Source organism: Nonomuraea sp. NPDC050536, assembly GCF_044457685.1.
GTDB lineage: Bacteria > Actinomycetota > Actinomycetes > Streptosporangiales > Streptosporangiaceae > Nonomuraea.
Window position 1 is genome coordinate 23472 of record NZ_JBITHD010000025.1, and the last position, 26578, is coordinate 50049.

At 71.0% G+C, this 26578-nt stretch carries 23 protein-coding genes; 18 read left to right on the forward strand and 5 right to left on the reverse strand.

The genetic code is table 11. The features are described from left to right. Positions 1 to 3: 3 nt before the first annotated feature. Together boxC and boxB are read left to right on the forward strand one after the other, a co-directional pair. Positions 4 to 1563: a 2,3-epoxybenzoyl-CoA dihydrolase gene (gene boxC, locus ACIBHX_RS44410; protein WP_397074023.1), complete on the forward strand. Its 1560-nt coding sequence runs from the start codon at positions 4 to 6 to the stop codon at positions 1561 to 1563. Between the two features lie 4 nt (positions 1564 to 1567). Beyond that, positions 1568 to 2968 carry a benzoyl-CoA 2,3-epoxidase subunit BoxB gene (gene boxB / locus ACIBHX_RS44415; RefSeq protein WP_397074025.1) on the forward strand — a complete coding sequence of 467 codons (1401 nt, stop codon included), beginning with the start codon at positions 1568 to 1570 and terminating at the stop codon, positions 2966 to 2968. 75 nt (positions 2969 to 3043) lie between these two features. Here the strand turns inward: boxB and ACIBHX_RS44420 are convergent, their stop codons facing one another. Further along, complete coding sequence (locus ACIBHX_RS44420; RefSeq protein WP_397074027.1) at positions 3044 to 3295, reverse strand: hypothetical protein; 252 nt, start codon at positions 3293 to 3295, stop codon at positions 3044 to 3046. Positions 3296 to 3675: 380 nt separating this feature from the next. On the opposite strand from ACIBHX_RS44420, the gene ACIBHX_RS44425 reads away from it, so the two are divergent. Genes ACIBHX_RS44425 through ACIBHX_RS44440 form a run of 4 tightly spaced genes read left to right on the forward strand, consistent with a single transcriptional unit; the run spans position 3676 to position 7998 of the window. Continuing rightward, positions 3676 to 4722 carry a hypothetical protein gene (locus tag ACIBHX_RS44425; protein ID WP_397074029.1) on the forward strand — a complete coding sequence of 349 codons (1047 nt, stop codon included), beginning with the start codon at positions 3676 to 3678 and terminating at the stop codon, positions 4720 to 4722. After that, the gene (locus ACIBHX_RS44430) at positions 4713 to 5882 is read left to right on the forward strand and encodes a hypothetical protein (protein ID WP_397074031.1); all 1170 of its coding nucleotides are present in this window, start codon (positions 4713 to 4715) and stop codon (positions 5880 to 5882) included. Before ACIBHX_RS44425 ends, ACIBHX_RS44430 begins: the two co-directional genes overlap by 10 nt. 56 nt (positions 5883 to 5938) lie before the next feature. Then, the gene (locus ACIBHX_RS44435) at positions 5939 to 6478 is read left to right on the forward strand and encodes a GNAT family N-acetyltransferase (protein WP_397074186.1); all 540 of its coding nucleotides are present in this window, start codon (positions 5939 to 5941) and stop codon (positions 6476 to 6478) included. 11 nt (positions 6479 to 6489) lie between these two features. After that, positions 6490 to 7998 (forward strand): acyl-CoA synthetase, encoded by a 1509-nt coding sequence (locus ACIBHX_RS44440; RefSeq protein ID WP_397074033.1) that lies wholly within the window; start codon positions 6490 to 6492, stop codon positions 7996 to 7998. On the opposite strand, the gene ACIBHX_RS44445 is transcribed toward ACIBHX_RS44440, so the two are convergent. Continuing rightward, entirely contained in the window at positions 7995 to 9509 is a 1515-nt protein-coding gene (locus ACIBHX_RS44445) for a benzoate-CoA ligase family protein (RefSeq protein WP_397074035.1), read from the reverse strand. The two genes, ACIBHX_RS44440 and ACIBHX_RS44445, sit on opposite strands and share 4 nt — an antisense overlap. Positions 9510 to 9589: 80 nt before the next feature. Between ACIBHX_RS44445 and ACIBHX_RS44450 the strand changes: the two genes are divergently transcribed. Together ACIBHX_RS44450 and ACIBHX_RS44455 are read left to right on the forward strand one after the other, a co-directional pair. Continuing rightward, on the forward strand, positions 9590 to 10390 hold the full coding sequence (locus ACIBHX_RS44450; protein WP_397074037.1) for a PaaX family transcriptional regulator C-terminal domain-containing protein: 801 nt from the start codon (positions 9590 to 9592) through the stop codon (positions 10388 to 10390). A gap of 17 nt (positions 10391 to 10407) precedes the next feature. Continuing rightward, positions 10408 to 10593, forward strand: a complete 186-nt coding sequence (locus tag ACIBHX_RS44455) for a hypothetical protein (RefSeq protein ID WP_397074038.1) — start codon at positions 10408 to 10410, stop codon at positions 10591 to 10593. Between the two features lie 62 nt (positions 10594 to 10655). Here ACIBHX_RS44455 and ACIBHX_RS44460 read toward each other — a convergent pair whose 3' ends face one another. Then, on the reverse strand, positions 10656 to 11606 hold the full coding sequence (locus tag ACIBHX_RS44460) for an adenylate/guanylate cyclase domain-containing protein (protein WP_397074039.1): 951 nt from the start codon (positions 11604 to 11606) through the stop codon (positions 10656 to 10658). Positions 11607 to 11646: 40 nt separating this feature from the next. Next, positions 11647 to 12402: a FadR/GntR family transcriptional regulator gene (locus ACIBHX_RS44465; protein ID WP_397074041.1), complete on the reverse strand. Its 756-nt coding sequence runs from the start codon at positions 12400 to 12402 to the stop codon at positions 11647 to 11649. Between the two features lie 91 nt (positions 12403 to 12493). Between ACIBHX_RS44465 and ACIBHX_RS44470 the strand changes: the two genes are divergently transcribed. The 10 genes from ACIBHX_RS44470 to ACIBHX_RS44515 all read left to right on the forward strand — a co-directional run bounded on the left by ACIBHX_RS44470 (position 12494) and on the right by ACIBHX_RS44515 (position 23562). Then, positions 12494 to 13987: an ABC transporter substrate-binding protein gene (locus ACIBHX_RS44470; RefSeq protein WP_397074043.1), complete on the forward strand. Its 1494-nt coding sequence runs from the start codon at positions 12494 to 12496 to the stop codon at positions 13985 to 13987. Then, a complete protein-coding gene (locus ACIBHX_RS44475; protein ID WP_397074044.1) occupies positions 13984 to 14922 on the forward strand; it encodes an ABC transporter permease in 939 nt (312 codons plus the stop codon). The genes ACIBHX_RS44470 and ACIBHX_RS44475 overlap by 4 nt, the downstream gene beginning before the upstream one ends. Continuing rightward, positions 14919 to 15752, forward strand: a complete 834-nt coding sequence (locus ACIBHX_RS44480) for an ABC transporter permease (protein WP_397074046.1) — start codon at positions 14919 to 14921, stop codon at positions 15750 to 15752. The genes ACIBHX_RS44475 and ACIBHX_RS44480 overlap by 4 nt, the downstream gene beginning before the upstream one ends. Continuing rightward, complete coding sequence (locus tag ACIBHX_RS44485; RefSeq protein ID WP_397074048.1) at positions 15739 to 16653, forward strand: ABC transporter ATP-binding protein; 915 nt, start codon at positions 15739 to 15741, stop codon at positions 16651 to 16653. The genes ACIBHX_RS44480 and ACIBHX_RS44485 overlap by 14 nt, the downstream gene beginning before the upstream one ends. Then, on the forward strand, positions 16622 to 17434 hold the full coding sequence (locus ACIBHX_RS44490; RefSeq protein ID WP_397074050.1) for an ATP-binding cassette domain-containing protein: 813 nt from the start codon (positions 16622 to 16624) through the stop codon (positions 17432 to 17434). The genes ACIBHX_RS44485 and ACIBHX_RS44490 overlap by 32 nt, the downstream gene beginning before the upstream one ends. Further along, entirely contained in the window at positions 17431 to 18606 is a 1176-nt protein-coding gene (locus ACIBHX_RS44495) for a M20 family metallopeptidase (protein ID WP_397074051.1), read from the forward strand. Before ACIBHX_RS44490 ends, ACIBHX_RS44495 begins: the two co-directional genes overlap by 4 nt. Further along, positions 18603 to 19640: a P1 family peptidase gene (locus ACIBHX_RS44500; RefSeq protein WP_397074053.1), complete on the forward strand. Its 1038-nt coding sequence runs from the start codon at positions 18603 to 18605 to the stop codon at positions 19638 to 19640. The genes ACIBHX_RS44495 and ACIBHX_RS44500 overlap by 4 nt, the downstream gene beginning before the upstream one ends. Beyond that, complete coding sequence (locus ACIBHX_RS44505; protein ID WP_397074054.1) at positions 19637 to 21073, forward strand: aldehyde dehydrogenase family protein; 1437 nt, start codon at positions 19637 to 19639, stop codon at positions 21071 to 21073. Before ACIBHX_RS44500 ends, ACIBHX_RS44505 begins: the two co-directional genes overlap by 4 nt. Positions 21074 to 21217: 144 nt before the next feature. After that, the gene (locus ACIBHX_RS44510) at positions 21218 to 21979 is read left to right on the forward strand and encodes an SDR family NAD(P)-dependent oxidoreductase (RefSeq protein WP_397074056.1); all 762 of its coding nucleotides are present in this window, start codon (positions 21218 to 21220) and stop codon (positions 21977 to 21979) included. Positions 21980 to 22077: 98 nt separating this feature from the next. After that, positions 22078 to 23562 (forward strand): carbohydrate binding domain-containing protein, encoded by a 1485-nt coding sequence (locus ACIBHX_RS44515; RefSeq protein ID WP_397074058.1) that lies wholly within the window; start codon positions 22078 to 22080, stop codon positions 23560 to 23562. Here the strand turns inward: ACIBHX_RS44515 and ACIBHX_RS44520 are convergent. Beyond that, positions 23549 to 26578, reverse strand: coding sequence for a chondroitinase family polysaccharide lyase (locus ACIBHX_RS44520; RefSeq protein ID WP_397074059.1), 3030 nt, complete (start codon positions 26576 to 26578; stop codon positions 23549 to 23551). The two genes, ACIBHX_RS44515 and ACIBHX_RS44520, sit on opposite strands and share 14 nt — an antisense overlap.

Sequence of the window (26578 nt, forward strand, 5' to 3'; positions counted from 1 at the left end):
GGTATGGCCGAGGTTTCCTTCGACACCGATCCCGGTCGATACCGGCACCTGCGCCTGGAGTTCGACGGCGAGGTCGCCACGATCGTGCTCGCGGTCGACGAGTCCGGCGGCATCGCGCCCGGCTACGACCTCAAGCTCAACTCCTATGACCTGGGCGTCGACATCGAGCTGCACGACGCGGTGCAGCGGCTGCGGTTCGAGCATCCGCAGGTGCGCGCGGTCGTCCTGACCGGCGGCCTGGACAGGGTGTTCTGCGCGGGCGCCAACATCCGCATGCTCGCCGGGTCCTCGCACGCCTGGAAGGTCAACTTCTGCAAGTTCACCAACGAGACGCGCTGCGCCATCGAGGACGCCACCCTGCACTCCGGCCAGACCTACCTCGCGGCCGTCAACGGCACCGCGGCCGGTGGCGGCTACGAGCTGGCGCTGGCCTGCGAACGCATCATCCTGGTCGACGACGGCTCCACCGCTGTGTCGCTGCCCGAGGTGCCGCTGCTCGGCGTGCTGCCGGGCACCGGCGGGCTCACCCGCGTCACCGACAAGCGCCGCGTCCGCCGCGACCTGGCCGACGCCTTCGCCACCAGCCCCGAGGGCGTGCGCGGACAGCGCGCCGTCGCGTGGGGCCTGGCAGACGAGGCCGTCCCGCGCAGCCGCTTCGCCGAGGCCGTACGGCAGGCCGCCACGCACGCCGCCGCCCGCTCCACCCGCCCCGCGGGCGAGGCGATCCGGCTCACGCCGATCACCGCCTACTCCACCGTCGAGGCCGCCAAGGGCGACGGGATCGTCACGATCACCGTGCACGGCCCGCGCGACGAGCCCCACCCGGCGCCTTCGGTGGACACCGACTCGTGGTTCCTGCGGATGACCCGCGAGCTGGACGACCTGATCCTCCGGCTGCGCACCGACGAGCCGTCCCTGGGCACGTGGGTGATCAGGACCCAGGGGGATCCCGCATTGGTCGCGCGGCACGATCCGGATGCGGAACGCCTGCCGTACAGCGAGATGCGGCACTTCTTCAAGCGCACGCTGAAGCGGCTCGACGTGACCAGCCGCAGCCTCATCGCGCTCGTCGAGCCCGGCAGCTGCTTCGCCGGGCCGCTGCTGGAGCTGGCGCTGGCCTGCGACCGGCAGTACATGCTCGACGACCCGGACGTCACGATCACGCTCACCGACGCCAACTTCGGCAGGTACCCGATGGGGAACGGCCTGTCCAGGCTGGCCTCCAGGAACCTGGACAAGCTCGAGCCGGAGGCCGGGCGGCCCATCGGCGCCCAGGAGGCGCTGGAGCTCGGGCTGGTCACCTTCGCCCCCGACGACCTCGACTGGGACGACGAGATCCGCATCGCCCTGGAGGAACGCGCCGCGCTCAGCCCGGACGCCCTGACGGGACTGGAGGCCAACCTGCGCTTCGCCGGGCCGGAGACCATGGAGACCAAGATCTTCGCCCGCCTGGCCGCCTGGCAGAACTGGATCTTCAACCGCCCCAACGCCTCCGGCCCCGACGGCGCCCTGCGCCGCTACGGCACCGGCCGGCGCCCGGACTACGACCGAACAAGGGTGTGACGGCATGTCGATCGACTACAGCGAGCGCATCCCGAACAACGTCGACCTCGCCGACGACCGGCGGCTGCGGCGGGCGCTGGAGTCGTGGCAGCCGCGCTTCCTGCAGTGGTGGGGCGAGATGGGGCCCGCGCTGCCCACCCAGGACGTCTACCTGCGCACCGCCGTGGCCGTCGGCCGCGAGGGATGGGCGCACTTCGACCACGTGGCGCTGCCCGACTACCGGTGGGGCATCTTCCTGGCCGAGCCCGACCCCGACCGGCGCATCGGCTTCGGGCAGAACAAGGGGCGGCCCGTCTGGCAGCAGGTGCCCGGCGAGTACCGGGCCGAGCTGCAACGGCTCATCGTCGTGCAGGGCGACACCGAGCCCGCCAGCGTCGAGCAGCAGCGCCGGCTCGGCCTGACCGCGCCCAGCCTGTACGACCTGCGCAACCTCTTCCAGGTCAACGTCGAGGAGGGGCGGCACCTGTGGGCCATGGTCTACCTGCTGCACGCCTACTTCGGGCGCAGCGGGCGGGACGAGGCGGAGGCGCTGCTGCTGCGCAACTCGGGCAGCGAGGACTCGCCGCGCATCCTGGGTGCCTTCAACGAGGAGACGCCCGACTGGCTGTCGTTCTTCATGTTCACCTACTTCACCGACAGGGACGGCAAGTACCAGCTCGGCACGCTGAAGGAGTCGGCCTTCGATCCGCTCAGCCGTACCTGCGAGTTCATGCTGAAGGAGGAGGCGCACCACATGTTCGTGGGCACCACCGGGGTGGACCGGGTGGTGGAGCGGGCGGCCCAGGTGATGCGCGAGCACGACACCGACGACATCCAGAAATATGGGGCCATCCCGCTGGACGTCATCCAGAAGTACATCAACTTCCACTACACCGTGAGCCTGGACCTCTTCGGCGGCGAAACCTCCACGAACGTGGCCAACTACTACACCGCCGGGCTCAAGGGCCGCTGGCAGGAGGCCCGCCGCGCCGACGACCACGTCCTGACCTCGTCGTCGGCCACCATCCAGCAGGTCAGGGACGGCCGGCTGGTGGAGGTCGAGATCCCCGCTCTGACGGCGCTCAACGCCGACCTCCGCACGGAGTACGTCGCCGACTGCCTCACCGGCGTGAACCGGTGGAACCGCATCCTCGGCGGCCTCGGCACGCTCTACCTGCCGCACGTCGCCTTCAACCGCCAGGTCGGCGCCTTCGCCGGCCACCACGTCACCCCGTCCGGCCGCATCGTCGACGGGGCCACCTGGGAGGCGCAGCGGGGCGACTGGCTCCCCACCCCCGCGGACAAGGCCTTCGTCCGGTCCCTGATGCGTCCGGTCCACCAACCCGGCAAGATCGCCGCCTGGCTCGCGCCGCCCCGCAACGGCATCAACGGCCGCCCCTTCGACTACGAGTACGTCCACTTCTAGAACCTCGAGCGTTTTGCCAGGGACGAAGGCGCGGGGGGAGATGGGCGCGTGGGCGCCCATCTCGGGGGGAGAGGCCTACAGGGGGCCGATGGTGAGGAAGACCTGCGCGATGATCGCGATGGCGGTGGCGCCGAAGGCGGCGACGGCGATCACGACGAGCAGGAGGCGGAGCAAGGTCGACACGACCTTGGTCACTTGGCGCAGGGCGAAGACGAGCGCCCAGAACGCCACTGCGGCGAAGAGGCCGAGGACGCCGCGCGCCGCGCTGACGCCCTCGGGACTGGCCAGCGCCATTGCCAGCCCGGAGTGAAGGACTAATGTGGTCATAGAGGTTCCCGGTGTTCGACGCGCCGATGGTGGCCTTGACGAGTGCGGGCACTCCTGGTGATCGTTGGTCCGATCCGGGAGTGCCTGCCCGTGTGAGGGGGTGCCTGCCCGCGTCTGGTGCGAAGGCTGCGGCGGTCCGCGTGAGAGTTTCATGGTGAACCTTCACTGAATCTTCAGTTCAACTACAGCTCTTATCTGAAGTAGAGGATTCCCTGGATCCCGCGCGGAAAACCCGCCATGCAAGGGCTTCCGGCGCTAGAGTGAGTCGGCCGGGCGCACACGACCTGTCGCACCTGGTCAAAATAGTGCTCGCATCTGAGCATCAGTAGAGGTCTACTTAGATACTGAAGTTCAGATGAAGGGTGTAGACGATGGAGCCGATGGACGACGGAGTCCGGGCTCTGGCGCGACGGCTACGAGAGCTGCGCACCGGGCGCTGGGCCGACGTCAAGATCACCCAACCCATGCTGGGCCAGGCACTCGGCGGCGCCAAGGGCCCGCTGAGCGTGGCGTTGATCTCCTCGTGGGAGTCCGACGTCCACCCCAAGATCCCGCCCAACGCCCGGCTCGAGGGCTACGCGACGCTGTTCTGCACCGACCGGTCGCTGCAGGGCGGCAGGCTGCGCATGCTGGCCGAGGACGAGCTCGCCCCCGACGAACTGCTGGCCCGCGACCGGCTCAGGGACGAGCTGCTGGCACTGCGCTCGGCCGCGCTCGGCCAGCCGGTGCGCGACGCTCCCGCCGAGGGGCTGTGGCACTTCCCCGACGGCAAGCCGATCCGGCTGATCTGCGCCCAGCTGCCGCCCAAGATGCTGCGCCGCATGCCGTACGTCGATCCCGACGACCCCGACTACGTCGAGCTGTACACCTACGCCGACCTGGACGCGCTGCTTGAGCTGTTCGGGCACATCCGCGCGGTCAATCCCGCCAGCGAGGTGCGCATCCGCAAGGCCGGCGCGCGGCCGCTGGCGGCCGACGACTACACCACCCACCTGGTGCTGCTCGGCGGCGTCGACTGGAACGCGGTGACCCGCAGCGTCCTGGAGCAGCTGTCGCTGCCGGTCGAGCAGGTCAGCGACTGGGACAGCGAGAAGGGACCGTACTTCCTGGCCGGCGGCGAGCGCCACTACCCGGCGCTGCGCGACGGCAAGCTGCACGAGGACGTCGCCCTCTTCTACCGCGGCGTCAGCCCCCTCAACCGCAAGCGCACCCTGACGATCTGCAACGGCATGTACGGCCGCGGCACCTACGGAGCCGTGCGCGCGCTCACCGACAGCCGCTTCCGCGACAGGAACACGGCCTACCTGCACAGCCGCTTCCCCGAGGAGGAGTCCTTCGGCCTCGTCACCCGCGTGCCGGTGTTCGAGGGCGCCGTGATCACCCCCGACTGGACCGACCCGGAATCCCGGCTGTTCGAATGGCCATGATCGAGTCCGCCCACCACCGCGGATCGCACCGCCACCTGCTCGCCGCCCACGACGCGCCGGAGAGCGACGATCCGATCGACGCGATCATCGTGCCGACGGTACGGCCGGCTGTCTACCTCAAGCACGCCGTCTCCCAGGCCAGGAAGCTCGGCTGCCCGCTGATCGCCCTGGCCAGCGGGCGGTACTACCAGCAGGGCTTCCACGACCTGCGCAGGGCCTGCGAACCCGACACCGAGGTGCACGCCCTGATCGTGGCCGACCCGGCGGACCTGGCGCTGCCGGCGCTGCGGACCTCGACCGTGCCGCCGCCCGAGCTGCGGCGCGGCACCGACACCGCGGCCAAGCGCAACCTCGGGCTGGTGCTGGCCAGGCGGCTCGGCTGGCGGCGCGTGATCTTCCTCGACGACGACATCTCCGTGCCCGCTCCCGGCGACCTGAGGAAGGCCGCAGGGCTGCTCGGGACCTACAGCGCCGTCGGGCTGTCGGTGGGCGGCTTCCCGGACAACTCGGTCGCCTGCCACGCCTTCCGCGCGGTCGGCGGGCACCAGGAGACGTTCGTGGGCGGCGGCGCCCTCGCCATCGACGCCGGACATGTCTCGTTTTTTCCGGACATCTATAACGAGGACTGGTTCTACCTGCTGGAAGACGACGGGCTCCGGCAGCTGGCGGTGACCGGGGCGGTCAAGCAGCATCCCTACGATCCGTTCCGCACAGTCGAGCGCGCCAAGAGCGAGGAGTTCGGCGACGTGCTGGCCGAGGGCGTCTTCTGGCTGCTCGACGAGGGCAGGAGCCCGCACGAGGCCGACCTGGAGCACTGGCGCAAGTTCCTGGGAAGGCGGGCCATGTTCCTGCGCGACATCCTCGCCGAGATCCCCGGCTGCCCGGCCGACCCGGGCGAGAAGGCGCGCATGGCCGCCGCGCTGCGGGCCGCGCTGCGCCGCCACGAGCTCATCACGCCGGAGCTGTGCGTCCGCTACCTGCGGGCCTGGCGTGCCGACCGCGAGACGTGGCGCGACTTCGTCGCCCGCCTGCGCCCAGCCTCCTCCGTCGAGGGTGCGATGGAGCGGCTCACGCTCAAGGGCAGGCCCAGGCTGGCCGCCCTGCATCTGGCCGGCCGTACGAATCTGACAAAGAAGCTGGAGCCGTTGGGCGGGTCCTGACAGACTTGCCGCCCAGAGGTTGTGACACCTCGATTTATCGCACGATCGTGAGTGTTATGCGTCATGTCCGCATTCGGACGGCTTTAGAGCAGGACCTGCCGGCCCTGGTGACCGCGCTCGACCAGGAGCCGTACTTCGCGCACCAGCTGGCCAGGCAGCGCGCCGGCCACGGCCTGCTGCTCGTGGCCTGGCAGGCGTTCACCCCGGTGGGCGACGTCTACCTGTGGCTCGACGCGGCCGAGGAGCCCGAGCTGCGCGACCGCCTGCCCGGAGTGCCCCTGCTCACCCACCTCGAGGTCGCCCCGGACCACCGTAACCAGCGCATCGGCACCGAGCTGGTCCGCGCCGCCGAGGCACACCTGCGCGAGCTCGGCCACGAGAAGGTCGCGCTGGGCGTCGACTTGGACAACCCCCGCGTGTGCCGCCTCTACCGGCGCCTGGGCTACGTCGAGTGGCCGTACCCGCCGATCCGCACGACGCGCGACGTCTTCCTGCCCGGTGGCGGCATCGAACGGCAGGCCGACGCCTGCCGCATCCTGGTCAAGGAGCTGCGGACGATGGGGCTAGGATCACCGAATATCGTTCGGCACACGTGACGGAGGCCGCCATGACGACCCGCCAGCACGCCATCGGCGACCTGCTGCGCCGCACCGCCGCCCGCCATCCGGGCAAGCTCGCGCTGGTGTACGGCGAGCGCCGCCGGACCTACGCCGAGCTGGACGACGAGGTCGAGCGGATGGCCAACGCGCTGGCCGGGCGCGGCGTGGCCAAGGGCGACAGGTTCGCCCTGTTCAGCCACAACAACGATGACTTCGTGCTGGCCTACTTCGCGCTGGCGCGGCTGGGCGCGATCTCCGTGCCGATCAACTTCATGCTCGGCCCCGACGAGGTGGCCTACATCCTGGAGCACTCCGGTGCCATAGGCATCCTGGCCGAGGACGCCCTCGTCCCGGTCGCAAGCCAGGCCGTTTCCGGAAATATCCGGATCAAGGGGGTGATCGGTGAGGCGGACGGCTGGGAGCCGGTCACCGCGTGGCGCAGCGACGCCGAACGCCCCCAGGTGGAGATCGCCGACGACGACCCCATCCAGATCATGTACACCAGCGGCACCGAGTCCCGCCCCAAGGGCGCCACCCTGTCCAGCCGCAGCCTGATCGCCCAGTACGTGACCTGCCTGGTCGACGGCGAGATGGGCCACGACGACGTGGAGGTCCACTCGCTGCCGCTCTACCACTGCGCGCAGCTGCACTGCTTCCTCACGCCCGGCGTCTACGTGGGTGCCACGAACATCGTCCTGGACAAGGCGGACCCGGCCGCGATCCTGGAGACGATCGAGCGCGAGCGGGCCACGAAGCTGTTCTGCCCGCCCACGGTCTGGATCGCCCTGCTGCGCCACCCGGACTTCGACAGGCGCGACCTGTCGTCGCTGCGCAAGGGCTACTACGGCGCCTCGATCATGCCGGTCGAGGTGCTCAAGGAGATCGCCGCCCGGCTGCCGCAGACGAGGCTGTTCAACTTCTACGGCCAGACCGAGATGGCCCCGGTGGCCACGATCCTGGGCCCGGACGAGCAGCTGACCAGGCTCGGCTCGGCGGGCCGCGCGGCGCTCAACGTCGAGACCCGCATCGTCGACGACGAGGACAGGCCGGTCGGTCCCGGCGTCGTGGGCGAGATCGTGCACCGCAGCCCACACGCGATGCTGGGCTACTGGAACGACCAGGAAAAGACGGCCGAGGCCTTCCGCGGCGGCTGGTTCCACAGCGGCGACCTGGGCGTCATGGACGCCGACGGCTACCTGTCGGTGGTCGACAGGAAGAAGGACATGATCAAGACCGGCGGCGAGAACGTGGCGAGCCGCGAGGTCGAGGAGGCCATCTACCAGCACCCGGCGGTCGCCGAGGCCGCCGTCTTCGGCGTGCCGGACTCCAGGTGGATCGAGGCGGTCACGGCCGTCGTGGTGCTGCGCGACGGCGCGGCCCTGACCGGCGACGAGCTGATCTCCTTCCTGCGCGGACGGCTGGCGCCGTTCAAGGTGCCCAAGTCCGTCCGCTTCGCGGGCGGGCTGCCCAAGAACGCCAGCGGCAAGGTGCTCAAGCGGGAACTGCGCGGCGCCTAGTCCGGCTTGCCGAGCAGGTCGGCGGCCAGCTCCCTGATCGCCACCCGGCGGATCTTGCCGGTGGCGGTCTTCGGCAGCTCCTCGACCACCAGCACCTCGCGGGGCCGCTTGAACGCGGCCAGTCCCTCGCGGCAGAACGCGACCAGCTCGGCGGCCTCCACGGTGTGCCCGGCGGCGGGGACGACGCAGGCGACCGGCTTCTCCAGCCCGTCGGCGTCGGTGTAGGCCACGACCGCGCACTCGGCGACCGCGGGATGCTCCAGGAGCCTGGCCTCGACCTCCATCGGCGACACCCAGATGCCGCCCGCCTTGATCATGTCGTTGGAGCGGCCCAGGCAGGTGTAGTAGCCGTCCTCCGAGCGCACGTAGGTGTCGCCGGTGCGCAGCCACTCGCCCTGGAACACCTGGCGTGTGGTGGCCGTGCGGCACCAGTAGCCGGTGGCGATCGACTCGCCGCGCACGTACAGGTGGCCGGGTTCGCCGTCCCTGACCGGTGCGCCCAGGTCGTCCAGGAGCTTGGCCTGGTATCCCGGCACGACGGTTCCCGTGCTGCCTGGCCGTACCTGACCTGGACGGTTGGAGATGAAGATGTGCAGCGCCTCGGTCGAGCCGAGGCCGTCGATGATGTCCACGCCGAAGCGGGTGGTGAAGCGGCGGTAGATCTCGGCGGGGAGCGCTTCGCCGGCCGACACGGCCAGCCGTACGCAGGAGAAGGCGTCGGCGGGGGCGGTGGTGGCCAGCAGCGCGGCGAAGAAGGCCGGGCCCGCGTAGAAGAGCGTCGGCGCGTCGGCGCGCACCCGGGCGAGCACGCCGCCGGGCGTGGGGCGGGCCGGGTCGAGGATCGCGGTGGCGCCGGCCGACAGCGGGAAGAACAGCGAGTTGCCCAGGCCGTAGGCGAAGAACAGGCGCGCGACCGAGAAGCAGCGGTCGTCCTGCCTGATGCCGAGCACCTGGCCGGCGTAGGTCTCGCAGACGTCCCTGATCGAGCCGTGCCGGTGCATGGCCGCCTTCGGCACGCCGGTCGTGCCCGAGGTGTACAGCCATAACGCCGGCGAGTCCGGCCAGGTGTCGTACGGCGCGGCCGTTCCCTCCGCCATCAGGTCCGCCCAGGAGGCGGCGGTGATCAGGGTCTCGGCCTCGGGGGCGTACGGCAGGGCGCCGCGGACGACCGCCTCGAACTCCTCCGTGGCGATCACCACCCTGGCCCTGGCGTCGCGGATGAGCGCGCCCAGCTCGGCGGCGTTGTACATGGTCGACACGGGCACCGCGACCGCGCCAAGCCGCATCGCGGCCAGGATCGCGACCAGCGTCTCCGGGCGGTCGGACATGACCATGAGCACGCGTTCCTCGGGCCGCACGCCGATCGAGCGCAGCCCCGCGGCGAACGCGGCGACCTGCTCGGCGAGTTCGGCGTAGGTGAGGGACCCGGCGGGGCCGGTGACCGCGAGATGGCCGCCGCGACCGGCGTCGAGCTGGCGATCCACGAGATAGACGCTGGCGTTGAACGACATCGCCGTCACCCCAATTCCTCGGGTAGACAAATCTTCTACACAGAATTGATGGGCCGTCAATGACTTGTAGCATTGATTGCGTGAGTGCGCGATCGCTGCTGCTGACGGTCCTGGGCGAGTACGTGCTGCCGCAGGACGGGCCCGCGTGGACCTCGACGCTGCTGCACGTGCTCGGCGGGCTGGGCGTGGAGGCGAAGTCGGCCCGCCAGGCCCTGTCGCGCACGGCGGCGGACGGTTGGCTGGCGGCCGAGCGGTCGGGGCGGCGGGTCCGCTGGGCGCTCACGCCTCGCGGGCGGGAGCTGCTGAGCGAGGGGGCGCAGCGCATCTACGCCTTCGGCCGCGACGGGCAGGCGTGGGACGGCCGCTGGGTGGTGCTGGTCACCAGCGTGCCCGAGTCCCGCCGGGAGCTGCGCCACCAGCTGCGCACCCGGCTCACCTGGGCCGGCTTCGGCAGCCCGGCCCCCGGGGTGTGGGTGAGCCCGCACGCCTCACGCGAGGCGGAGGCCAAGCAGGTCGTGGAGAGCCTCGGCCTGGAGGCGTACTCCTTCAACGGCCCCTACGCGGGCATCGGCTCGGAGCGCACGCTGGTCGAGCAGGCCTGGCACCTCGGGGAGCTGTCGGGGCACTACCAGGACTTCATCCAGAGCTTCGCCGGCATGCGCCCGCCGTCCGGCGAGGCGGTCATGCTGGCGCAGATCCGGCTGGTGCACGCCTGGCGGCACTTCCCCATGCTCGATCCGCGCCTGCCGCTGGAGCTCCTCCCGCCGGACTGGATCGGCGTCCGCGCCGCCAACGTCTTCCACGACCTGCACGAGTCCTGGCACATCCCCGCCCAGACCCAATGGACCACCCTCTACGACAGCGAGATCAGGCGCCGGTAGGAGGCGAGGCGGTCCTCGTGGGAGTAGGTGTTCATGGTGATGAGGAGCTCGTCGGCGCCCGTGGCGTCGAGGAGGGCGTCCAGCGCGAGCGACACCTGCGCGGCAGCGCCGCCTCCTCCGCCGTCTCGCCGACCGCGACGTTGACCGCCACGACGACGTACGGCCGGCCCGCCCACCCCGAAGGCCTGAACCCCGACCAGTAGCGGGTGATCGCCTCGAGCGCGCCGGCGACGGCAGTCACGTAGCAGTGCAACAACCGGGAGGGCTAGGGATTCCTGGTCACCCGGAACGGCGCCAGCTCGCCCAGCCCCCGGACGGTGAGCCGGTCCACCGCCCGCAGCGCGAAGGCACGGTCGTCCTCCAGCTCCTCGGCCAGCGCGGGATCCGCCAGTACCGAGCCCGGCAGCGCGAGCGCCGTCAGCCGGCTGGCCAGGTTCACCGTGGTGCCGAACACGTCGCCCATCCGGCCGATCACCGGCCCCATCGCCAGGCCCACCCGCAGCTCCGGCATGCCCCGCACCTTGGCGTGCAGCTCGATCAGCCGCAGCCCGATCTCCGCCGCGTCGTGCGCCTTGCCCGACACGAACAGCACCGAGTCGCCCAGCGTCTTGACCACCCGGCCGCCGCACCCGGTGACCACGTCGGCCGAGCGCCCCTCGAAGCTGTCGACCAGCCCGGCCAGCTCCGTCTCGCTGATCTGCCTGCTCAGCCGAGTGAACCCGACCAGATCGGCGAACCCGACCGCCAGCAGGACGGCGGACTTCTCCTGGTCCACCATGCGCCCCGCCGAGACGGCCAGCTGCCTGCGCCAGGCGTAGACCAGCAGGCGTTCCAGATCGGGCAGCACCCGCCGCGCCCGCCGCGCCCAGGCCCGCGGCCGCTCGGCCAGCGGCACGCCCGCCAGGTCCAGCGCCTCAGCGCCCAGCTGCGCCTGCGACTCGGCCAGCCGCGTCGTGGCCCGGCCCAACGAGCGGGCCATCAGCAGCACGTGCTCCTCGTCGTAGACGCCGTCGGTGACCATGCCGACCAGCGTCCTCAGCGCCTCGACGTCGGAGTCGGTGAACTCCACCGCGTCGTCGGGCACGTTGGCGAACCCCAGCGCCCGCCAGAACCTGCGCGCACGGTACACCGGCACCCCGGCCATGTCGGCGACCTGGTGGCTCGTGTACCGGCGATGCTCCCGCAGGAACACCTCCGCCAGCCCATCCGGCTCCACGGCCGCAACATAACACCCGGATCACCCGAAAGATGTACGGCTAGTCCACCAGCAGCGCCGCCACCGCGTCCCGCTCCTCCTGCGGGACGTAGCCCACGTAGTAGTCGTACATGGTCTGCCGGGACAGGCGGGCCGCCAGCGGGCCGTCGCCCGCGCGGACGGCGGCGAGCACCTCCTCGTGGTGGCGGATGCTCTGCCGCATCAGCGCCACCCGGTCGGGCGCCTGCGCGATCCTCTCGGCGACCAGGCCGAGCACGATCGAGCGGACCACGTCCGTGCAGATCTGGATGAGCTTGTTCCCGCTCGCCCGCGCCACCGCGTCGTGGAAGGCCACGTCGGCGGCGCTGAACTCGTCGTAGCCGACGTCGACCGTCTCGCGCATGCGGGCGATCGCCGCGTCCATCTCCGCCAGCTCCGCCTCGGTCCGCAACCTGGCCGCCAGCAGGTTGGCCGAGGAGTCCAGCACCATCCGGAACTGCACCAGCTCGCCCAGCGACAGCTCGTCCACCCGGGCCAGCGTGGTCATCGACTTGTGCAGCGCGGCGGGGGAGAAGGGCTGCACCTCGGCCCCGTGCGGGTCGCCGGGACGCGACCGCACCAGGCCCCTGGCCTGCAGCACCCGCAGCGCCTCACGCACGGTGGAGCGACTCACCGAGAACTGCGCCATCAGTTCGCGCTCGCTCGGCAGCCGCTCGCCCGGAGACAGCGCGCCGGACTCGATCGCCTCCTCGACCTGCTCGACGATGCGCTCGTACGCCCGCACGGTCCGGACCGGCTCGAAACGCGGACCACCCATGGTAAAAGCCCCCTTGACCTGAGCCGTCGCGGACTGGCAATGTGCGTAGCCTACTGGTCGGACCAGTGCACTAGCCAGGAGGCAGCAAGGTATGAGGCGCATTGGAACCTGGATCGCTGTGGGCGGTCTCCTGATGGGGGTGGCCGCCTGCGGCGGCGGCTCCACTGGCTCCACCGGCCAGAGCACCTCGAAGGCGCAGCAGCTGTCGGTCGGATTCGTGGCCGAGCCCGCCAACCTCGACTTCACCTCGACCGAGGGCGCCGCGATCCCGCAGGCGCTGCTGGTCAACGTCTACGAGGGCCTGGTCAAGCTGGACCAGGACGGCAAGATCCAGCCGCTGCTCGCCGAGAAGTGGGATGTCTCGGCCGACCGCAAGACCTACACCTTCAACCTGCGCAAGGGCGTCACGTTCAGCGACGGCAAGCCGTTCACCGCCGACGACGTGATCTTCTCCCTCAACCGGGTCAAGACCGACTGGAAGCTGAAGATCAAGGCCCAGCTCGACGTCATCGACAAGGTCGACAAGGACGACGACCAGACCGCGATCATCACGCTCAAGCACCCGAGCAACGGCTTCCTGTACTCGATGGCCACCAGGCTCGGCGCGATGTTCAGCCGCACCGGCGTCTCCGACCTGGCCAACAAGCCGATCGGCACCGGCCCGTACACGCTGGGCAGCTGGAAGCGCGGCGCCTCGATCCAGCTGACGGCCAACCCCTCCTACTGGGGCACCAAGCCGGCGCTGTCGCCGATCACGCTGAAGTACTTCAAGGACGCCACGGCGATGAACAACGCGCTGCTGACCGGCGGCATCGACGTCATCTCCAGCGTCCAGGCCCCCGAGTCGCTGCAGCAGTTCAGCGACCCCAACCGCTTCCAGACGGTCGAGGGCACCACCAACGGCGAGGTCGTGCTGTCGTTGAACAACGCCCGCCCGCCCTTCAGCGACAAGAAGGTACGGCAGGCCGTCCGCTACGCCATCGACCACAAGGCGCTCATCGACACGGCGTGGGCCGGGCGCGGCCAGCCGATCGGGTCCATGGTCCCGCCGACCGACCCCTGGTACGAGGACAGGACCGGCGACTACCCCTACGACCAGGCCAAGGCCAAGCAGCTGCTGGGCGGCAAGACCTACAACGTCAAGATGCGCATCCCCAACCTGCCCTACGCGGTGGCCAGCGCCCAGGTGGTCAAGTCGCAGCTCGCGCAGGTGGGCATCAACGCCGACATCGAGCCGCTGGAGTTCCCGGCCCGCTGGCTGGACGTGGTGTTCAAGCAGGGCGACTACGACATGTCCATCATCAACCACGTCGAGCCCCGCGACATGGGGATCTTTGCCGACAAGTCGTACTACTTCCACTACGACAACCCCGCGTTCGGCAAGCTCCTCGCCCAGGCCGACGAAGGCAGCGAGCAGCAGCAGGTCGACGACCTGAAGCAGGCGGCCAAGCTGCTGTCCGACGACGCCGCGGCCGACTGGCTGTTCCTCTTCCCCAACCTGATCGTCGCCAAGAAGGACGTGACCGGGCTGCCGAAGAACGCCATCGCCGAATCCTTCGACTTCACCGGGCTCGCCAAGCAGTGATCCTGTATCTCCTCAAGCGGCTGGCCGTGCTCCTGGCGAGCACGGCGGTCGCCGGTGTGGTGGTCTTCGCCTTCATGGCGCTGCTGCCGGGAGACCCCGCCGAGATCGCGCTGGGCGTCAACGCGACCCCGGAGGCGGTCGCGGCGCTGCGCAAGCAGTTCGGCACCGACCGGCCGGCCCTGAGCCAGTTCCTCGACTGGTTCGGCGGCCTGCTGCACGGCGACTTCGGCGTCTCCTACGTCACCCAGTCGCCGATCGGCCCGCAGATCAGCGAGCGCCTGGGCGTCACCATGGTGCTGGTGCTCGGCGGCATGGTGATCGCGCTGCTCATCGCGGTCCCCGCGGGCACGTTCGCGGCCGTCCACCACCGCAACCCGCTCGGCGCGGCGATCAGCGCGGCCAGCCAGGTCGGCATCGCGATCCCCGCCTTCCTGGCCGGCATCCTGCTGGTGTTCGTGTTCGCGGTGAAGGCGCAGGCGCTGCCGTCAGGCGGCTACGTCGCCTTCACCGAGGACCCGGCGCAGTGGCTGCTGAGCCTGCTGCTGCCGTGGCTGTCGCTCGGGCTCGTGCAGGGCGCGGTGCTCACCCGGTACGTCCGCTCCTCCGTGCTCGACGTGATGCGCGAGGACTACGTGCGCACGGCCCGCGCCAAGGGGCGCGGCAGGATGGGCGCGCTGTGGCGGCACGGGCTGCGCAACGCCTCCGTGCCCGTGGTGACCGTGCTCGGACTGCAACTGGCCACGCTGCTGATCGGCGCGGTCGTCGTCGAGCGGGTGTTCGTCATCCCCGGGCTCGGCGACCTGCTGCTCAACGGCGTCGCCTCCCGTGACCTGCTGCTCGTACAAGGGGTGGTGATGGTGCTCGTGGTCGCGGTGCTGCTGATCAACTTCGTGGTCGACGTGGCCTACCACGCGCTGGATCCGAGGTTGCGATGAGGGGCCGCGTCAACGCCGGCCTGATCGCCGGGGGAGCGCTGGTCGGCATCGTGGTGATCGCCGCGCTGCTGTCGTTCGTGTGGACGCCGCACGACCCGACGCTGGTCGACGCCGCGCGGAAGCTGCGCGAGCCGGGCGGCGGCTACCTGCTCGGCGCCGACAAGTTCGGCCGCGACACGCTCAGCCAGCTCATGGTGGGCGCCCGCACCACCCTGTACGTGGGCATCGTGGCGGTCGGCATCGCCGCACTGATCGGCACCCCGCTGGGCATGGTCGCCGGGATGAGGTCGCAGGGCTGGCTGTCCGAGCTGATCATGCGGGTCAACGACCTCGTGTTCGCCTTCCCCGCGCTGCTGCTGGCCGTGATGCTGGGCGCCGTCTACGGGGCCGGGACGCTGACCGCGATGATCGCGATCGGCGTGGCCACGGTGCCGGCGTTCGCGCGCATCGGGCGGGCGGCGACCATGCAGGTCATGGTCACCGACTACATCCTGGCCGCGCGCGCCGCGGGGCGTTCGCGGGCGGCGATAGCCGTACGGCACGTGCTGCCCAACATCAGCTCGATGCTGATCGTGCAGGCGTCGGTGTCGTTCGCGATCGCGATCCTGGCCGAGGCGGCGCTGTCCTTCCTCGGCTTCGGCACCCGGCCGCCGACCCCGTCATGGGGGCGGATGCTGCAGGAGTCGCAGGAACTGCTGTTCTCCACACCGCGGTTGGCGCTGTGGCCTGGCCTGGCGATCGCGCTGGCCGTGCTCGGGTTCAACCTGCTCGGCGACGGCCTGCGCGACTTCCTCGACCCCAAGCTCAGGAGGATCCGTGCTGAGCGTTGAGGGCCTGACCGTCAGGTCCGACGGCGTCCCATTGGTGTCCGACATTTCGCTAAATATCGGACCGGGCGAGCGGGTCGGCCTCATCGGCGAGTCGGGATCCGGCAAGTCGCTGACGGCGCTGTCACTCATGGGGCTGCTCCCTGAGGGTGTCACCGCTTCCGGCAAAGCCGAAATATCCGGCACCCCGCTGGTCGGCGTCCCGGAGAAGCAGGTCAAGTCGCTGCGCGGGCAGAAGATCTCGATGGTCTTCCAGGAGCCGATGACCGCGCTCAACCCGCTCATGCGCGTCGGCGCCCAGGTCGCCGAGGTCATGACTCTGCACGGCAGGCCGCGCGAGGACGCCAGGGCACGCGCCGTCGAGCTGTTCGAGCGGGTACGGCTGCCGCACCCCGCCCAGATCGCGCGCTCCTACCCGCACCAGCTGTCCGGCGGCCAGCGCCAGCGCGTCATGCTCGCCATCGCCCTGGCCAACGAGCCCGACCTGCTCATCTGCGACGAGCCCACCACCGCGCTCGACGTCACCGTGCAGAAGCAGATGCTCGACCTGATCGCCGAGGTCGCGCCCGCGCTGCTGTTCATCACGCACGACCTGGCCGTCGTCGCCTCCGTCTGCGAACGCGTCCTGGTCATGTACGGCGGGCGCATCGTCGAGTCGGGCCCCATGCGCGAGGTGTTCACCAGGCCCCGCCACCGCTACACCGAGGGCCTGCTGGCCGCCTCGAAGATGGCCCCGCGCGGCACCCGCCTGCCCACGATCAAGGGCAGCGTCCCCGCCGCGGGCCACTTCCCCGAAGGGTGCGTCTTCCGCACCCGCTGCCCGCACTCCTCCCCGGAGTGCGAGACCGAACCGGAGCTGACGGGAGACGGCCATGCCTACGCCTGCTGGCACCCCGGCGAATGAGCCGGTGATCGAGGCCACGGACCTCGTCAGGACCTACAGGAGGCCGCGGACCTCGCTCACCAGGCAGGGTGAGGCGGTGCAGGCGCTCAAGGGCGTCTCACTCAGCATCGCCAAGGGCGAGCGGTTCGGCATCGTCGGCGAGTCGGGCTCGGGCAAGTCCACCCTGCTGCGCCTGCTGTGCGGGCTCGACCGGCCGACCAGCGGGTCGATCAGGTTCGACGGGCAGGAGATCGCCGGGCTCCCCGAGCGGCGGCTGCGCTTCCTGCGGGAGAACCTGCAGATCGTCTTCCAGGACCCGATGAGCTCGCTCGACCCGCGGATGAAGGTGCGCGACCTGGTCGCCGAGCCGCTGGTCTCGCTCGGCCAGCCGGTCGGCGGCCGGGTCGCCGAGCTGCTGGAGGCGGTCGGCCTACCCGCCTCGGCCGCCGAGCGCTACCCGCACCAGTTCTCCGGCGGGCAGCGCCAGCGCATCGCCATCGCCCGCGCGCTGGCGCCCAAGCCGCAGGTGCTCGTCGCCGACGAGCCGGTCAGCGCCCTGGACGTGTCGGTGCGCGGGCAGATCCTGAACCTGCTCGCCGACCTGGTCGACGAGCTCGGGCTGACGCTGGTCTTCGTCTCCCACGACCTGTCCGTGGTCCGGCACGTGTGCGAGACCGTGGCGGTGATGAACCAGGGCGAGATCGTCGAGACAGGACCGGTGGACGAGGTGTGGGCCTCGCCCCGCCACCCGTACACGCAGACCTTGCTCCAGGCCGTACCGACTCTGGAGGGATTGTTGTGATCGAGGTCGATGCCGCGGGAGTCGTCGAGTTCACCCAGGCCCTGGTGCGCATCCCCAGCACCAACGACCCCGCGCGCGGGCGCAACGAGCAGCCCGCCGCGGACCTGGTTCTTGAAAAGATGCGTTCTTGGGGGTGGGAGCCACAGGTCTATGAAGCCGCACCCGGGCGCCCTAACGTGGTGGCCGTGGTCGAGGGCGGGCTGCCCGGGCCGACGCTGATGTTCGAGGGTCACACCGACGTGGTGACCGAGGGCGACCTGTCGGAGTGGACCGTCGACCCGTTCGGTGGGGAGATCAGCGACGGCAAGCTGTGGGGGCGCGGCAGCGCCGACATGAAGTCCGGGCTGGCGGCCACCCTGTACGCCACCCGGGCGTTGCAACTGGCTGGACCGTTCCCGGGCCGGATCAAGGTGTGTGCGTTGGCCGACGAGGAGGGCCTGATGATCGGCGCCCACCACTTCGTCGACTCGGGCCTGGCCGCCGATGTGGACGGCGCGATCGTGGCCGAGCCCGAGGCGGGCGAGATCTGCGCCGTCGCCAAGGGGGCGCTGCGGCTGCGGGTGGACTTCACCGGCAAGATGGCGCACGGCGCGATGCCGCAGCATGGGCGCAACCCGATCCAGGCGGTCGGCTCGCTGCTGGTGGCGCTGCGGTCCTATCAGGACGAGCTGCAGAAGCGCTTCCCCGCGCACGAGCACCTGGGCGAGGTGTACGTGACGCCGACCGTGGCGCGGGCGGGCACCGAGGAGCAGGTCAACGTCATCCCCGCGGTGGCCTCCGTCTTCATCGACGTCAGGACCATCCCCGGTGTGTCGCACGACGAGGTGGCCGCGCGGGTCCTGGACCTGGCCGGCTACGACGGGATCTCCGCCGAGGTGTCGGTGCTGGTGGATCGGCCGCCGGTGGACGTGCCCGTGTCCGATCCGCTGATCGTGGCGCTGGCCGGGGCGCACGAGGCGGTCACGGGCTCTCCGGCGGTCTACGGGGGTGTGCCCGGTTCGACCGACGGGACCGTGCTGACGCACTGGGGCGGCATCCCGTCCGTGGTCTACGGCCCTGGCGGGAAGTGGATCGCGCACCAGGCCGACGAGTTCGTGGAGGTCGACGAGATCGTCCGGTGCACCCGGGTGTTCGCCGAGGCCGCCCTGCGCTTCCTGACGAGGTCCGCATGAAGCCCGGGCCCACCAACTCGCTGGTCGACGTCGCCGGGCTGCGGGTGGGGCACGCACACCGGGACGGCGGCGGTTACCGCACCGGCACGACGGTGGTCGTCCCGCCGCCGGAGGGCATGGTGGCCGGGGTGGACGTGCGCGGGGCCGCGCCCGGCACCCGCGAGACCGAGCTGCTCGACCCGCGCAACCTGGTCGAGCGGGTGCACTCCGTCGTGCTCACCGGGGGCAGTGCCTACGGGCTCGACGCCGCGACCGGTGTGATGGGGCGGCTGGCCGACGCCGGGATCGGATTCTCCGTCGCCGGCGGGGTGGTCCCGATCGTGCCCGCCGCCGTCATCTACGACCTCGGCCGCGGCGGCTCGTTCCGCGCCGTGCCCGACGCTGCGCTGGGCGCCGCCGCCTACGACGCGGCCACGGACGCCGCCGATCCCGGCGACGGCATCTCCTTCGCGCCGCCGATGGCGAACGGATCCATCGGCGCGGGGACGGGGGCGGTGGCCGGCGGGCTGGCGGGCGGCATCGGCACAGCCAGCGCCGTACTGCCCGGCGGGGTGACCGTGGCGGCGCTCGCGGTCGTCAACCCGCACGGGTCGGTGCTCGACCCAGGCAGCGGGCGGCTGGCCGGGACCCGGTACGGGCTGCCGGGGGAGTTCGACCATCTCAGGGAGCCGTCGGCCGAGGATTACGCCGCCTGGGCGCCGCCGCAGGCCGGGTCGTTCAACACCACGATCGGGGTGGTGGCCACCGACGTGTCACTGTCGAAGGCGCAGTGCGGCAAACTCGCCGGGGTCGCGCACGACGGCCTGGCCAGGGCCATCAGGCCCGCCCACACGATGGTGGACGGCGACACGATCTTCGGCCTGGCCACGTGCGCGCTCGCCGCTCCCGGGCAGGAGGACTTCCAGGACGTGCTCGCCGCCGCCGCCGACGTGTTCGCCCGCGCCGTGGCGCACGCCGTGCTGGCCGCCACCGGCCGCGAGGACGCGCCCGCCTATCTCGATGTGTTTCCAAGCGCTCAGGGGGAGTTGTCGTGACTTTTCAGCAGGTGTGGCCGTCTGGGCTGCCTGTCGGGGACGGCTGGGTCGAGACCGCCGGATCCACCGACGTGGTCTTCCCCTACGACGGGTCCGTGGTCGCCAAGGCGCCGCTGGGCACCGCCGACCTGGCGGGAAGGGCGCTCGAGGAGGCCCTCGCCGTGGCCAAGGAGATGGCCGCGCTGCCCTCGCACGCCCGCCGCGAGGCGCTGCTCGGCGCGCACGACGCGCTGAAGGCCAGGCGTGAGGAGTTCGAGCGCCTGCTCGTGCTGGAGACCGGCAAGCCGCTGGTTGACTGCAAGGTCGAGGTGGCCAGGACGATCGTCACGCTGGCCACCGCCGCCGAGGAGGTGGCCAGGCTGCATGGGGAGACCGTGCCGCTCGACCTGCTGCCCGCGGGGGAGGGGCTGGTCGGGTTCTGGACGCGGCGGCCGATCGGGGTCGTGGTCGGCATCACCGGGTTCAACTACCCGCTGCTGCTGGCCGCCCACAAGATCGCGCCGGCGGTCGCCGCGGGCTGTCCGGTGATCGTCAAGCCCGCGCCGTCGACGCCGCTGGCCACGCTCTGGTTGGTGCACCTGCTGCGCGAGAGCGGCGCGCTGCCGCCCGCCGCCGTCCAGCTGGTCACCGGCGACGTCGAGGTCGGGCGTCTCCTGGTCGAGGACCGCCGTATCGGCGCGGTCTCCTTCACCGGCTCGGCCGCCGCCGGGCACGCCATCGCGCGCAACGCCGCGCCCACCAAGGTGCTGCTCGAGCTGGGGTCGAACGCCGCGCTCGTGGTCGCGGCCGACGCCGACCTGGAGGCCGCCGCCGACGCCGTCGTCAGGGGCGGGTACTACGCCTCCGGCCAGGCGTGCATCTCCGTGCAGCGGGTGCTGGTGGAGGAGCCGGTCAGGGACGCCTTCCTCGGGCTGCTCGCCGACCGGATGAAGGACGTCGCCGTCGGCGACCCCCGCCTGCCCGGCACCCGCGTCGCCCCGCTCATCGACGAGCGCTCCACGGGCCGCGTCCTGGAGTGGGTCGAAGCCGCCGTGGCCGCAGGGGCCACGCTCGTCACGGGCGGCACCAGGGCCGAGCGGACCATCGCGCCGACCGTGCTCGCCGACGTGCCGGACGGGGCGGCCGCGTGGGACGAGGAGATCTTCGGCCCTGTCGTCTGCGTCCGCACCGTCGCCGACCTGGACCAGGCGCTGGAGACCGTCAACCGTTCACGGTACGGCCTGCACGCCTCCGTCTTCACCCGCTCCCTGGCCACCGCGTTCGCGGCGATCGACACGATCGAGGCCGGCGGCGTCGTGGTCAACGAGGTGCCCGGCTTCCGCGCCGACAACATGCCCTACGGCGGCGTCAAGGACTCGGGCATCGGGCGCGAGGGCCCCCGCTTCGCCATCGAGGAGTTCACGGTCACCCGCATGGCGATCATCCGCCCCTGACGCTACCTACAGCGACACCAAGAGCGGCTCGTCAACTACCGCACGTGCAGCTGAACCCTGACGACCATGGCAAGACCCCGGGGAACATGCGAAACGCGTGAGCGCACCTGGTGTACTGGTCTGACCAGTCGTTAGAGTGCTTGTATGACTTACGAGGGACTGTTCCGGCTGGATGGACGGCGCGCCGTGGTGATCGGGGCCGGGAGCGGGATCGGGCGGGAGGCGGCGCTGGCGCTGGCCGCGCACGGGGCCGAGGTCGTGTGCGCCGATCGGGATCTGCCCGCGGCCGAGGCGACCGCCGCCGCCTGCGGGGGGACAGCCAGGGAGCTCGACGTGCTCGATGCCGGGGCCGTGTCCCGGGTGGCCGCCGAGACCAGCCCGGACGTGCTGGTGTTCACGGCCGCCACGAACGTGCGCAAGCGGCTGCTTGACTACTCCGCCGAGGAGTTCCAGCGGGTCGTCGACCTCAATCTGAAGGCGTCCTTCGATGTCATCCGGGCCTTCGGCGCGGGGATGGTGGAGCGCGGGCGCGGCTCGATCATCGGGTTCGCCTCGATCAGGGCCTCGGTGACCGAGCCAGGCCAGGGGGTCTACTCGGCCACCAAGGCGGGCCTGGTCCAGTTGCTGCGTACGGCTGCCGCCGAGTTCGGGCCGAGCGGGGTGCGGGTGAACGCCGTGGCGCCGGGCGTCGTGGAGACCCCGCTGACCAAGCAGATCAAGGACAACCCCGAATGGTATGACGCCTACGCGGCCAAGAGCGCGCTGGGCAGGTGGGCCCAAGCGGAGGAGATGGCCGGAGCCGTGGTCTACCTGGCCTCCGACGCGGCCAGCTTCGTCACCGGCTCGGTCCTGTACGTCGACGGCGGCTGGACGGCGGTGGACGGCCGCTTCAACCCGCCGAACTGACACCCATACCAGCCGGGGGCACCCGCGCTGGTATGGAATCTTCGTGGACACCAGGACGGCCCGGTTCCGACAATTGGCGCGGAAAGGGTGGTCCGGCCATGAAAAGAACCCTGCTCGCCGTGGCGTTACTGCTGGCCTCCGCGTGGGTCGTCCTGACCCAGGCGGAAGCGCAAGCCGCCAATCTGCTGGAGAACCCCGGCTTCGAGTCCGGAGCCATGGCACCCTGGTCCTGCTCCGGCGGATCCGTGGTCGCGACGCCCGTCCACTCGGGCGCCAGAGCGCTGGCCGGGGCCGCCTCGGGCTCCGACACCGCCCAGTGCACCCAGCAGGTGGCCGTCCGGCCCGGCACGCCGTACACGCTGACGGCCTGGGTCAGGGGCGGCTACGTCTACCTGGGCGTCAACGGCGGCCCGTCGACCTGGACCTCCTCCCAGGAGTACACGCAGCTGAGCGTCACCTTCACCACGGCGGCCGGCCAGACCAGCGCCGTGATCTACCTGCACGGCTGGTACGGCCAGGGCACCTACTACGCCGACGACGTCGGCCTGGACGGACCCGGCCAGCCGCCGACGAGCAGTCCCACCGTGACGCCGACGACAACCCCGACCCCGACGCCGACCTCCACCCCGACGGCGACCACCTGTCCGGTGAAGCCGCGCCCGGCGGGGAAGGTCCTGCAGGGCTACTGGGAGAACTGGGACGGCGCGGCCAACGGCGTGCACCCGCCGCTCGGCTGGATCCCGATCACCGACGCGCGCATCGCCGCCCACGGCTACAACGTGATCAACGCCGCGTTCCCCGTGATCCGCTCCGACGGGACGGCGCTGTGGGAGGACGGCATGGACGCCACCGTCAAGGTGGCCACTCCGGCGGAGATGTGCCAGGCCAAGGCGGCGGGCGCGACGATACTGATGTCCATCGGCGGCGCCGCCGCGGGCATCGACCTCAACTCCAGCGCCGTCGCCGACCGCTTCGTCGCGACGATCGTGCCGATTCTCAGGCAGTACAACTTCGACGGCATCGACATCGACATCGAGACCGGCCTGACGGGCAGCGGCAGCATCGGCACGCTGTCGACGTCCCAGGCCAACCTGATCCGCATCATCGACGGCGTGCTCGCCCAGATGCCCGCCGGGTTCGGCCTGACGATGGCGCCGGAGACGGCCTACGTCACCGGCGGCAGCGTCACCTACGGCTCGATCTGGGGCGCGTACCTGCCGATCATCAAGAAGTACGCCGACAACGGCCGGCTGTGGTGGCTGAACATGCAGTACTACAACGGCAGCATGTACGGCTGCGCCGGCGACTCCTACCAGGCGGGCACGGTCGAGGGCTTCGTCAAGCAGACCACCTGCCTGAACAACGGCCTGACGATCCAGGGCACCACGATCAGGGTCCCGTACGACAAGCAGGTGCCCGGCCTGCCCGCCCAGCCGGGAGCCGGCGGCGGCTACATGTCCCCCGCGCTGGTCAAGCAGAGCTGGAACAGCTTCGGCGGCGCGCTCAAGGGCCTGATGACCTGGTCCGTCAACTGGGACGGCTCGCGCGGCTGGACGTTCGGCGACAACTTCAGGACCCTGTGAGGCGCACCTGGACGGGGCGGCCGTGGACGGTCTCGAACTCGACGACCGTCCGCGAGCCGCTCACCCGTACCGCGCACGGCTGGGACCCGTCGGCACGCCAGCGCCCGTCCAGGGTGACGCGCAGCCGGTGCGGATGGCTGGGACCGGCCAGCCACGGCCGCGACCACGGGCTGTAGTGCCCGACATAGCGCCCGCCCTGGTACTGGTCGTGGTCGATCCCGCCGTAGAGCCGCAGGTCGGGATCGCACACCGCCAGGACCAGGGCGTCGCCCTCCGAGCGGTGGAGCACCAGGCACGGCGTGTCGACCTCGCGCACGAGCCCGTCCAGCGACACCCGCTCGAACACCGCGTAGCCGGTGATCCCGGTCGCGCGGTCGCTGACCACGTGCACGCGCTCGTCCGCCCGCAGCACCCGGTACGGCGCGCGGTCCGGATCCGCCATCGTCTCGGCGAACGCGGCCATCCGCTCGGCGGTGGTGTCGACCACCATGGCGTACTCGTAGCGCGCGTCCCTGGGCGCCGTGCCGTGCGGCAGCCACGCGGTGGCGAAGTCGCCGCTGGTCGGCTCCTCGGTGGCGTTGTTGCGCGAGGACTGGGCCGAGCGGGTCAGCGCCACGTCCTGGCCAGTCGCCACGTAGTAGCCGATGCCCTTGTCGTCGAGCAGCCAGCGCGGCCGCGACATCGCCGAGTACGGGAAGGCGGTCGTGACCTGCCCGTCCACGGTGGTGGGCGCGTTACGGGCGGCGAGCCGGGTCTGGAAGAGCGTGGTCTCGGTGTCGTCGGAGGAGACGTTCGTGATCGCGGTGCCGATCGCGACGATCCGGTCGTCGAACAGGAACACCGACTTGCGGGCCCGGTGCGACCCCTCGTACTTGGGGTGCTCGTGCAGGTCCATGGCGAACATGCCGTTGCGCCCGTCGATGCCGTGCGCGCCGCAGAAGCGGGCGTCGGTGAGGAGCATCTCCTCGATCGCCCCGGTCAGGTCGCCCTTGAGCCGTTCGAGCGGCTTGTGGATCGTGGTCGTGCCCGGGCGTCTGTTCCAGTCCCAGCCGGGCTGGGAGTAGCCGCTGTCGAGGTTGGTGCCGCGGTGGACGACCTGGATCTGGCCGTAGGTGTTGTAGCGGCCGTACCAGTTCGCGCCCACGTAGATCTCGGTGCTCCACAGGTAGCGGTTGTGGCCGCGGACGCTGACCTGCCACTCACCGCGCCGGTGCACGGCCAGTGCCGCGTAGTTCAGCGCCCACGTCCCGTTCGGCGCCGGCTCCGCCGTGACGCCGCGCGCGGCCAGCTGGTCCGCGATCGCCTTCTGCTCGGCGTTCGGTACGGCGGGCAGCAGGCGGAGGAAGGCGGCTCCGATCTCGTCGTCGATCCTGGCCAGCCACTGGAACGGCACGATGGACAGCGCGGTCAGGCCGCTCGGGTTCCGCCCGCTGATGGAGATCGGCCACTGCTGCCCGCCCGCGTAGACCCGCTGGGCCAGCAGCGCACGCTTCAGCCAGCCGTACGACTCCTCGGAGACCGCGAAGGCGCCGCCGCTCATCACGTAGACCAGCGGAGCCAGGCCGGTGAAGCCGTCGCGGACGTAGTCGGGGAAGAAGCCGACGTGGTGGAAGGCGGTGCCGTCGACCTTGATGCCGTCCTGGATGCCGTCGGTGGGCAACAGCGCCCGGTCGAGCCAGTCGCGCAGGGCGCGCAGGTAGGCGACCTGCTCGGCCTCGCCGTCGCGCAGCAGCACCGCGGCCAGCATGCCGCGGAAGGTGGTGTTGAAGATGTCCATCGTGCTGCCGTGGGCCATGCGGAAGTCCCAGCCGCGGAAGATCCTGCCGAGGCCGGTCAGCCACTCCAGGTCGGCGCGGACCTGCTCGAACAGGCCCGCCTCGCGGAGCGCGCCGGCCATGAGGTAGACGGAGTCGTAGTAGCCGCGCGCGTCGTAGCCCAGGTGGTGGATGGTGCCCTGGCAGCTGCCCCTGGTCCAGCCCTGCTCGCGCAGGTGGCCGACGATCTTCATGTAGAGGGCGGCGAGGGCGGGCCGGTCCTGCGGGGCGGCCTGGTGGGCCTGGGCGATCGTCTTCATCAGGTCGGTGCAGGCGCGCAGGGTCACGGGGTTGACGAAGGACTTGAGCTCGGCGGCGATCTCCACGGGGTAGATCTGCGCCTGGTAGGAGTGGACCGGGTGGCCGAGCAGCGCCTCGGTCTGCTTGGTGAGTGCGGGGACGTCCGCCTTGACCTGGCCCGCCAGATACTCGCCGAGGTAGCGGGCGTGCAATGCCCGCAGCGAGGCGAGTTCGTCGGCCGTCGGGGGCGACTTATCCGGATTCTTCGTCTTCAGGAGCTGGTCGAACCTGTAGAGCGCCTGCCAGTGCTGGTTGTCGTACTCGTCGCCCTCAGGGGCGATGTCCGGCAGCTGGTGGTCGCGGCACGGCGCGTCCGGCCGCAGCGGCACGTTCAGCATGAGCTGGTCGAGATGGAGCGTCCCCGCCCGGCGGGGCGCGATGATCCGCACGGTGTCCATGTCCTCGCGCGGGCGCCCGTGCATGTCGTAGGCGTAGCGCACCCACGCGGTGCGCCACCCGGTGAAGCCGAGCCGGAACTCGAACCACAGGTCGGTCCGCTCGCCCCGGCCGAACTCGAACCGCAGCACGTCGTCGACCGGCTCCTGGTTGTGCACCCACACGCAGAACGCGTCGACGAGACCCTGCCAGGCCTGGTCGTCGCCGTACCGATAGGGGTCGGCGGCCCACATCAGCGGTGCCTTGACGGTGATGACGGCACGGCTCGCGTGCTCCCACCGCAGCGACCGGGTCCCGCAGACGGCGACCTGGTCGCCGATCGACAGTCCCTCGCCGGAGAAGTGCGGCGGCACGGCGCTCTCCAGCAGGAACACCGGCGGCTCCATGGCCATGGCCCGCTGCTCCAGATCTCCTGCCGACGCCTTCGCGGGCGCCCACGGGACACCTGCCAGGAAAGCGCTTGCCGCACCACTCGCGAGCAACGACCTACGCGTGATCTCCACCAT

Bases quoted from the DNA above. Each gene is read 5' to 3' on its own strand.
- boxC (WP_397074023.1), top strand. From the start codon at position 4: ATGGCCGAGGTTTCCTTCGACACCGATCCCGGTCGATACCGGCACCTG.
- boxB (WP_397074025.1), top strand. From the start codon at position 1,568: ATGTCGATCGACTACAGCGAGCGCATCCCGAACAACGTCGACCTCGCC.
- ACIBHX_RS44420 (WP_397074027.1), bottom strand. From the start codon at position 3,295: ATGACCACATTAGTCCTTCACTCCGGGCTGGCAATGGCGCTGGCCAGT.
- ACIBHX_RS44425 (WP_397074029.1), top strand. From the start codon at position 3,676: ATGGACGACGGAGTCCGGGCTCTGGCGCGACGGCTACGAGAGCTGCGC.
- ACIBHX_RS44430 (WP_397074031.1), top strand. From the start codon at position 4,713: ATGGCCATGATCGAGTCCGCCCACCACCGCGGATCGCACCGCCACCTG.
- ACIBHX_RS44435 (WP_397074186.1), top strand. From the start codon at position 5,939: ATGCGTCATGTCCGCATTCGGACGGCTTTAGAGCAGGACCTGCCGGCC.
- ACIBHX_RS44440 (WP_397074033.1), top strand. From the start codon at position 6,490: ATGACGACCCGCCAGCACGCCATCGGCGACCTGCTGCGCCGCACCGCC.
- ACIBHX_RS44445 (WP_397074035.1), bottom strand. From the start codon at position 9,509: ATGTCGTTCAACGCCAGCGTCTATCTCGTGGATCGCCAGCTCGACGCC.
- ACIBHX_RS44465 (WP_397074041.1), bottom strand. From the start codon at position 12,402: ATGGGTGGTCCGCGTTTCGAGCCGGTCCGGACCGTGCGGGCGTACGAG.
- ACIBHX_RS44470 (WP_397074043.1), top strand. From the start codon at position 12,494: ATGAGGCGCATTGGAACCTGGATCGCTGTGGGCGGTCTCCTGATGGGG.
- ACIBHX_RS44480 (WP_397074046.1), top strand. From the start codon at position 14,919: ATGAGGGGCCGCGTCAACGCCGGCCTGATCGCCGGGGGAGCGCTGGTC.
- ACIBHX_RS44490 (WP_397074050.1), top strand. From the start codon at position 16,622: ATGCCTACGCCTGCTGGCACCCCGGCGAATGAGCCGGTGATCGAGGCC.
- ACIBHX_RS44500 (WP_397074053.1), top strand. From the start codon at position 18,603: ATGAAGCCCGGGCCCACCAACTCGCTGGTCGACGTCGCCGGGCTGCGG.
- ACIBHX_RS44510 (WP_397074056.1), top strand. From the start codon at position 21,218: ATGACTTACGAGGGACTGTTCCGGCTGGATGGACGGCGCGCCGTGGTG.
- ACIBHX_RS44515 (WP_397074058.1), top strand. From the start codon at position 22,078: ATGAAAAGAACCCTGCTCGCCGTGGCGTTACTGCTGGCCTCCGCGTGG.
- ACIBHX_RS44520 (WP_397074059.1), bottom strand. From the start codon at position 26,578: ATGGTGGAGATCACGCGTAGGTCGTTGCTCGCGAGTGGTGCGGCAAGC.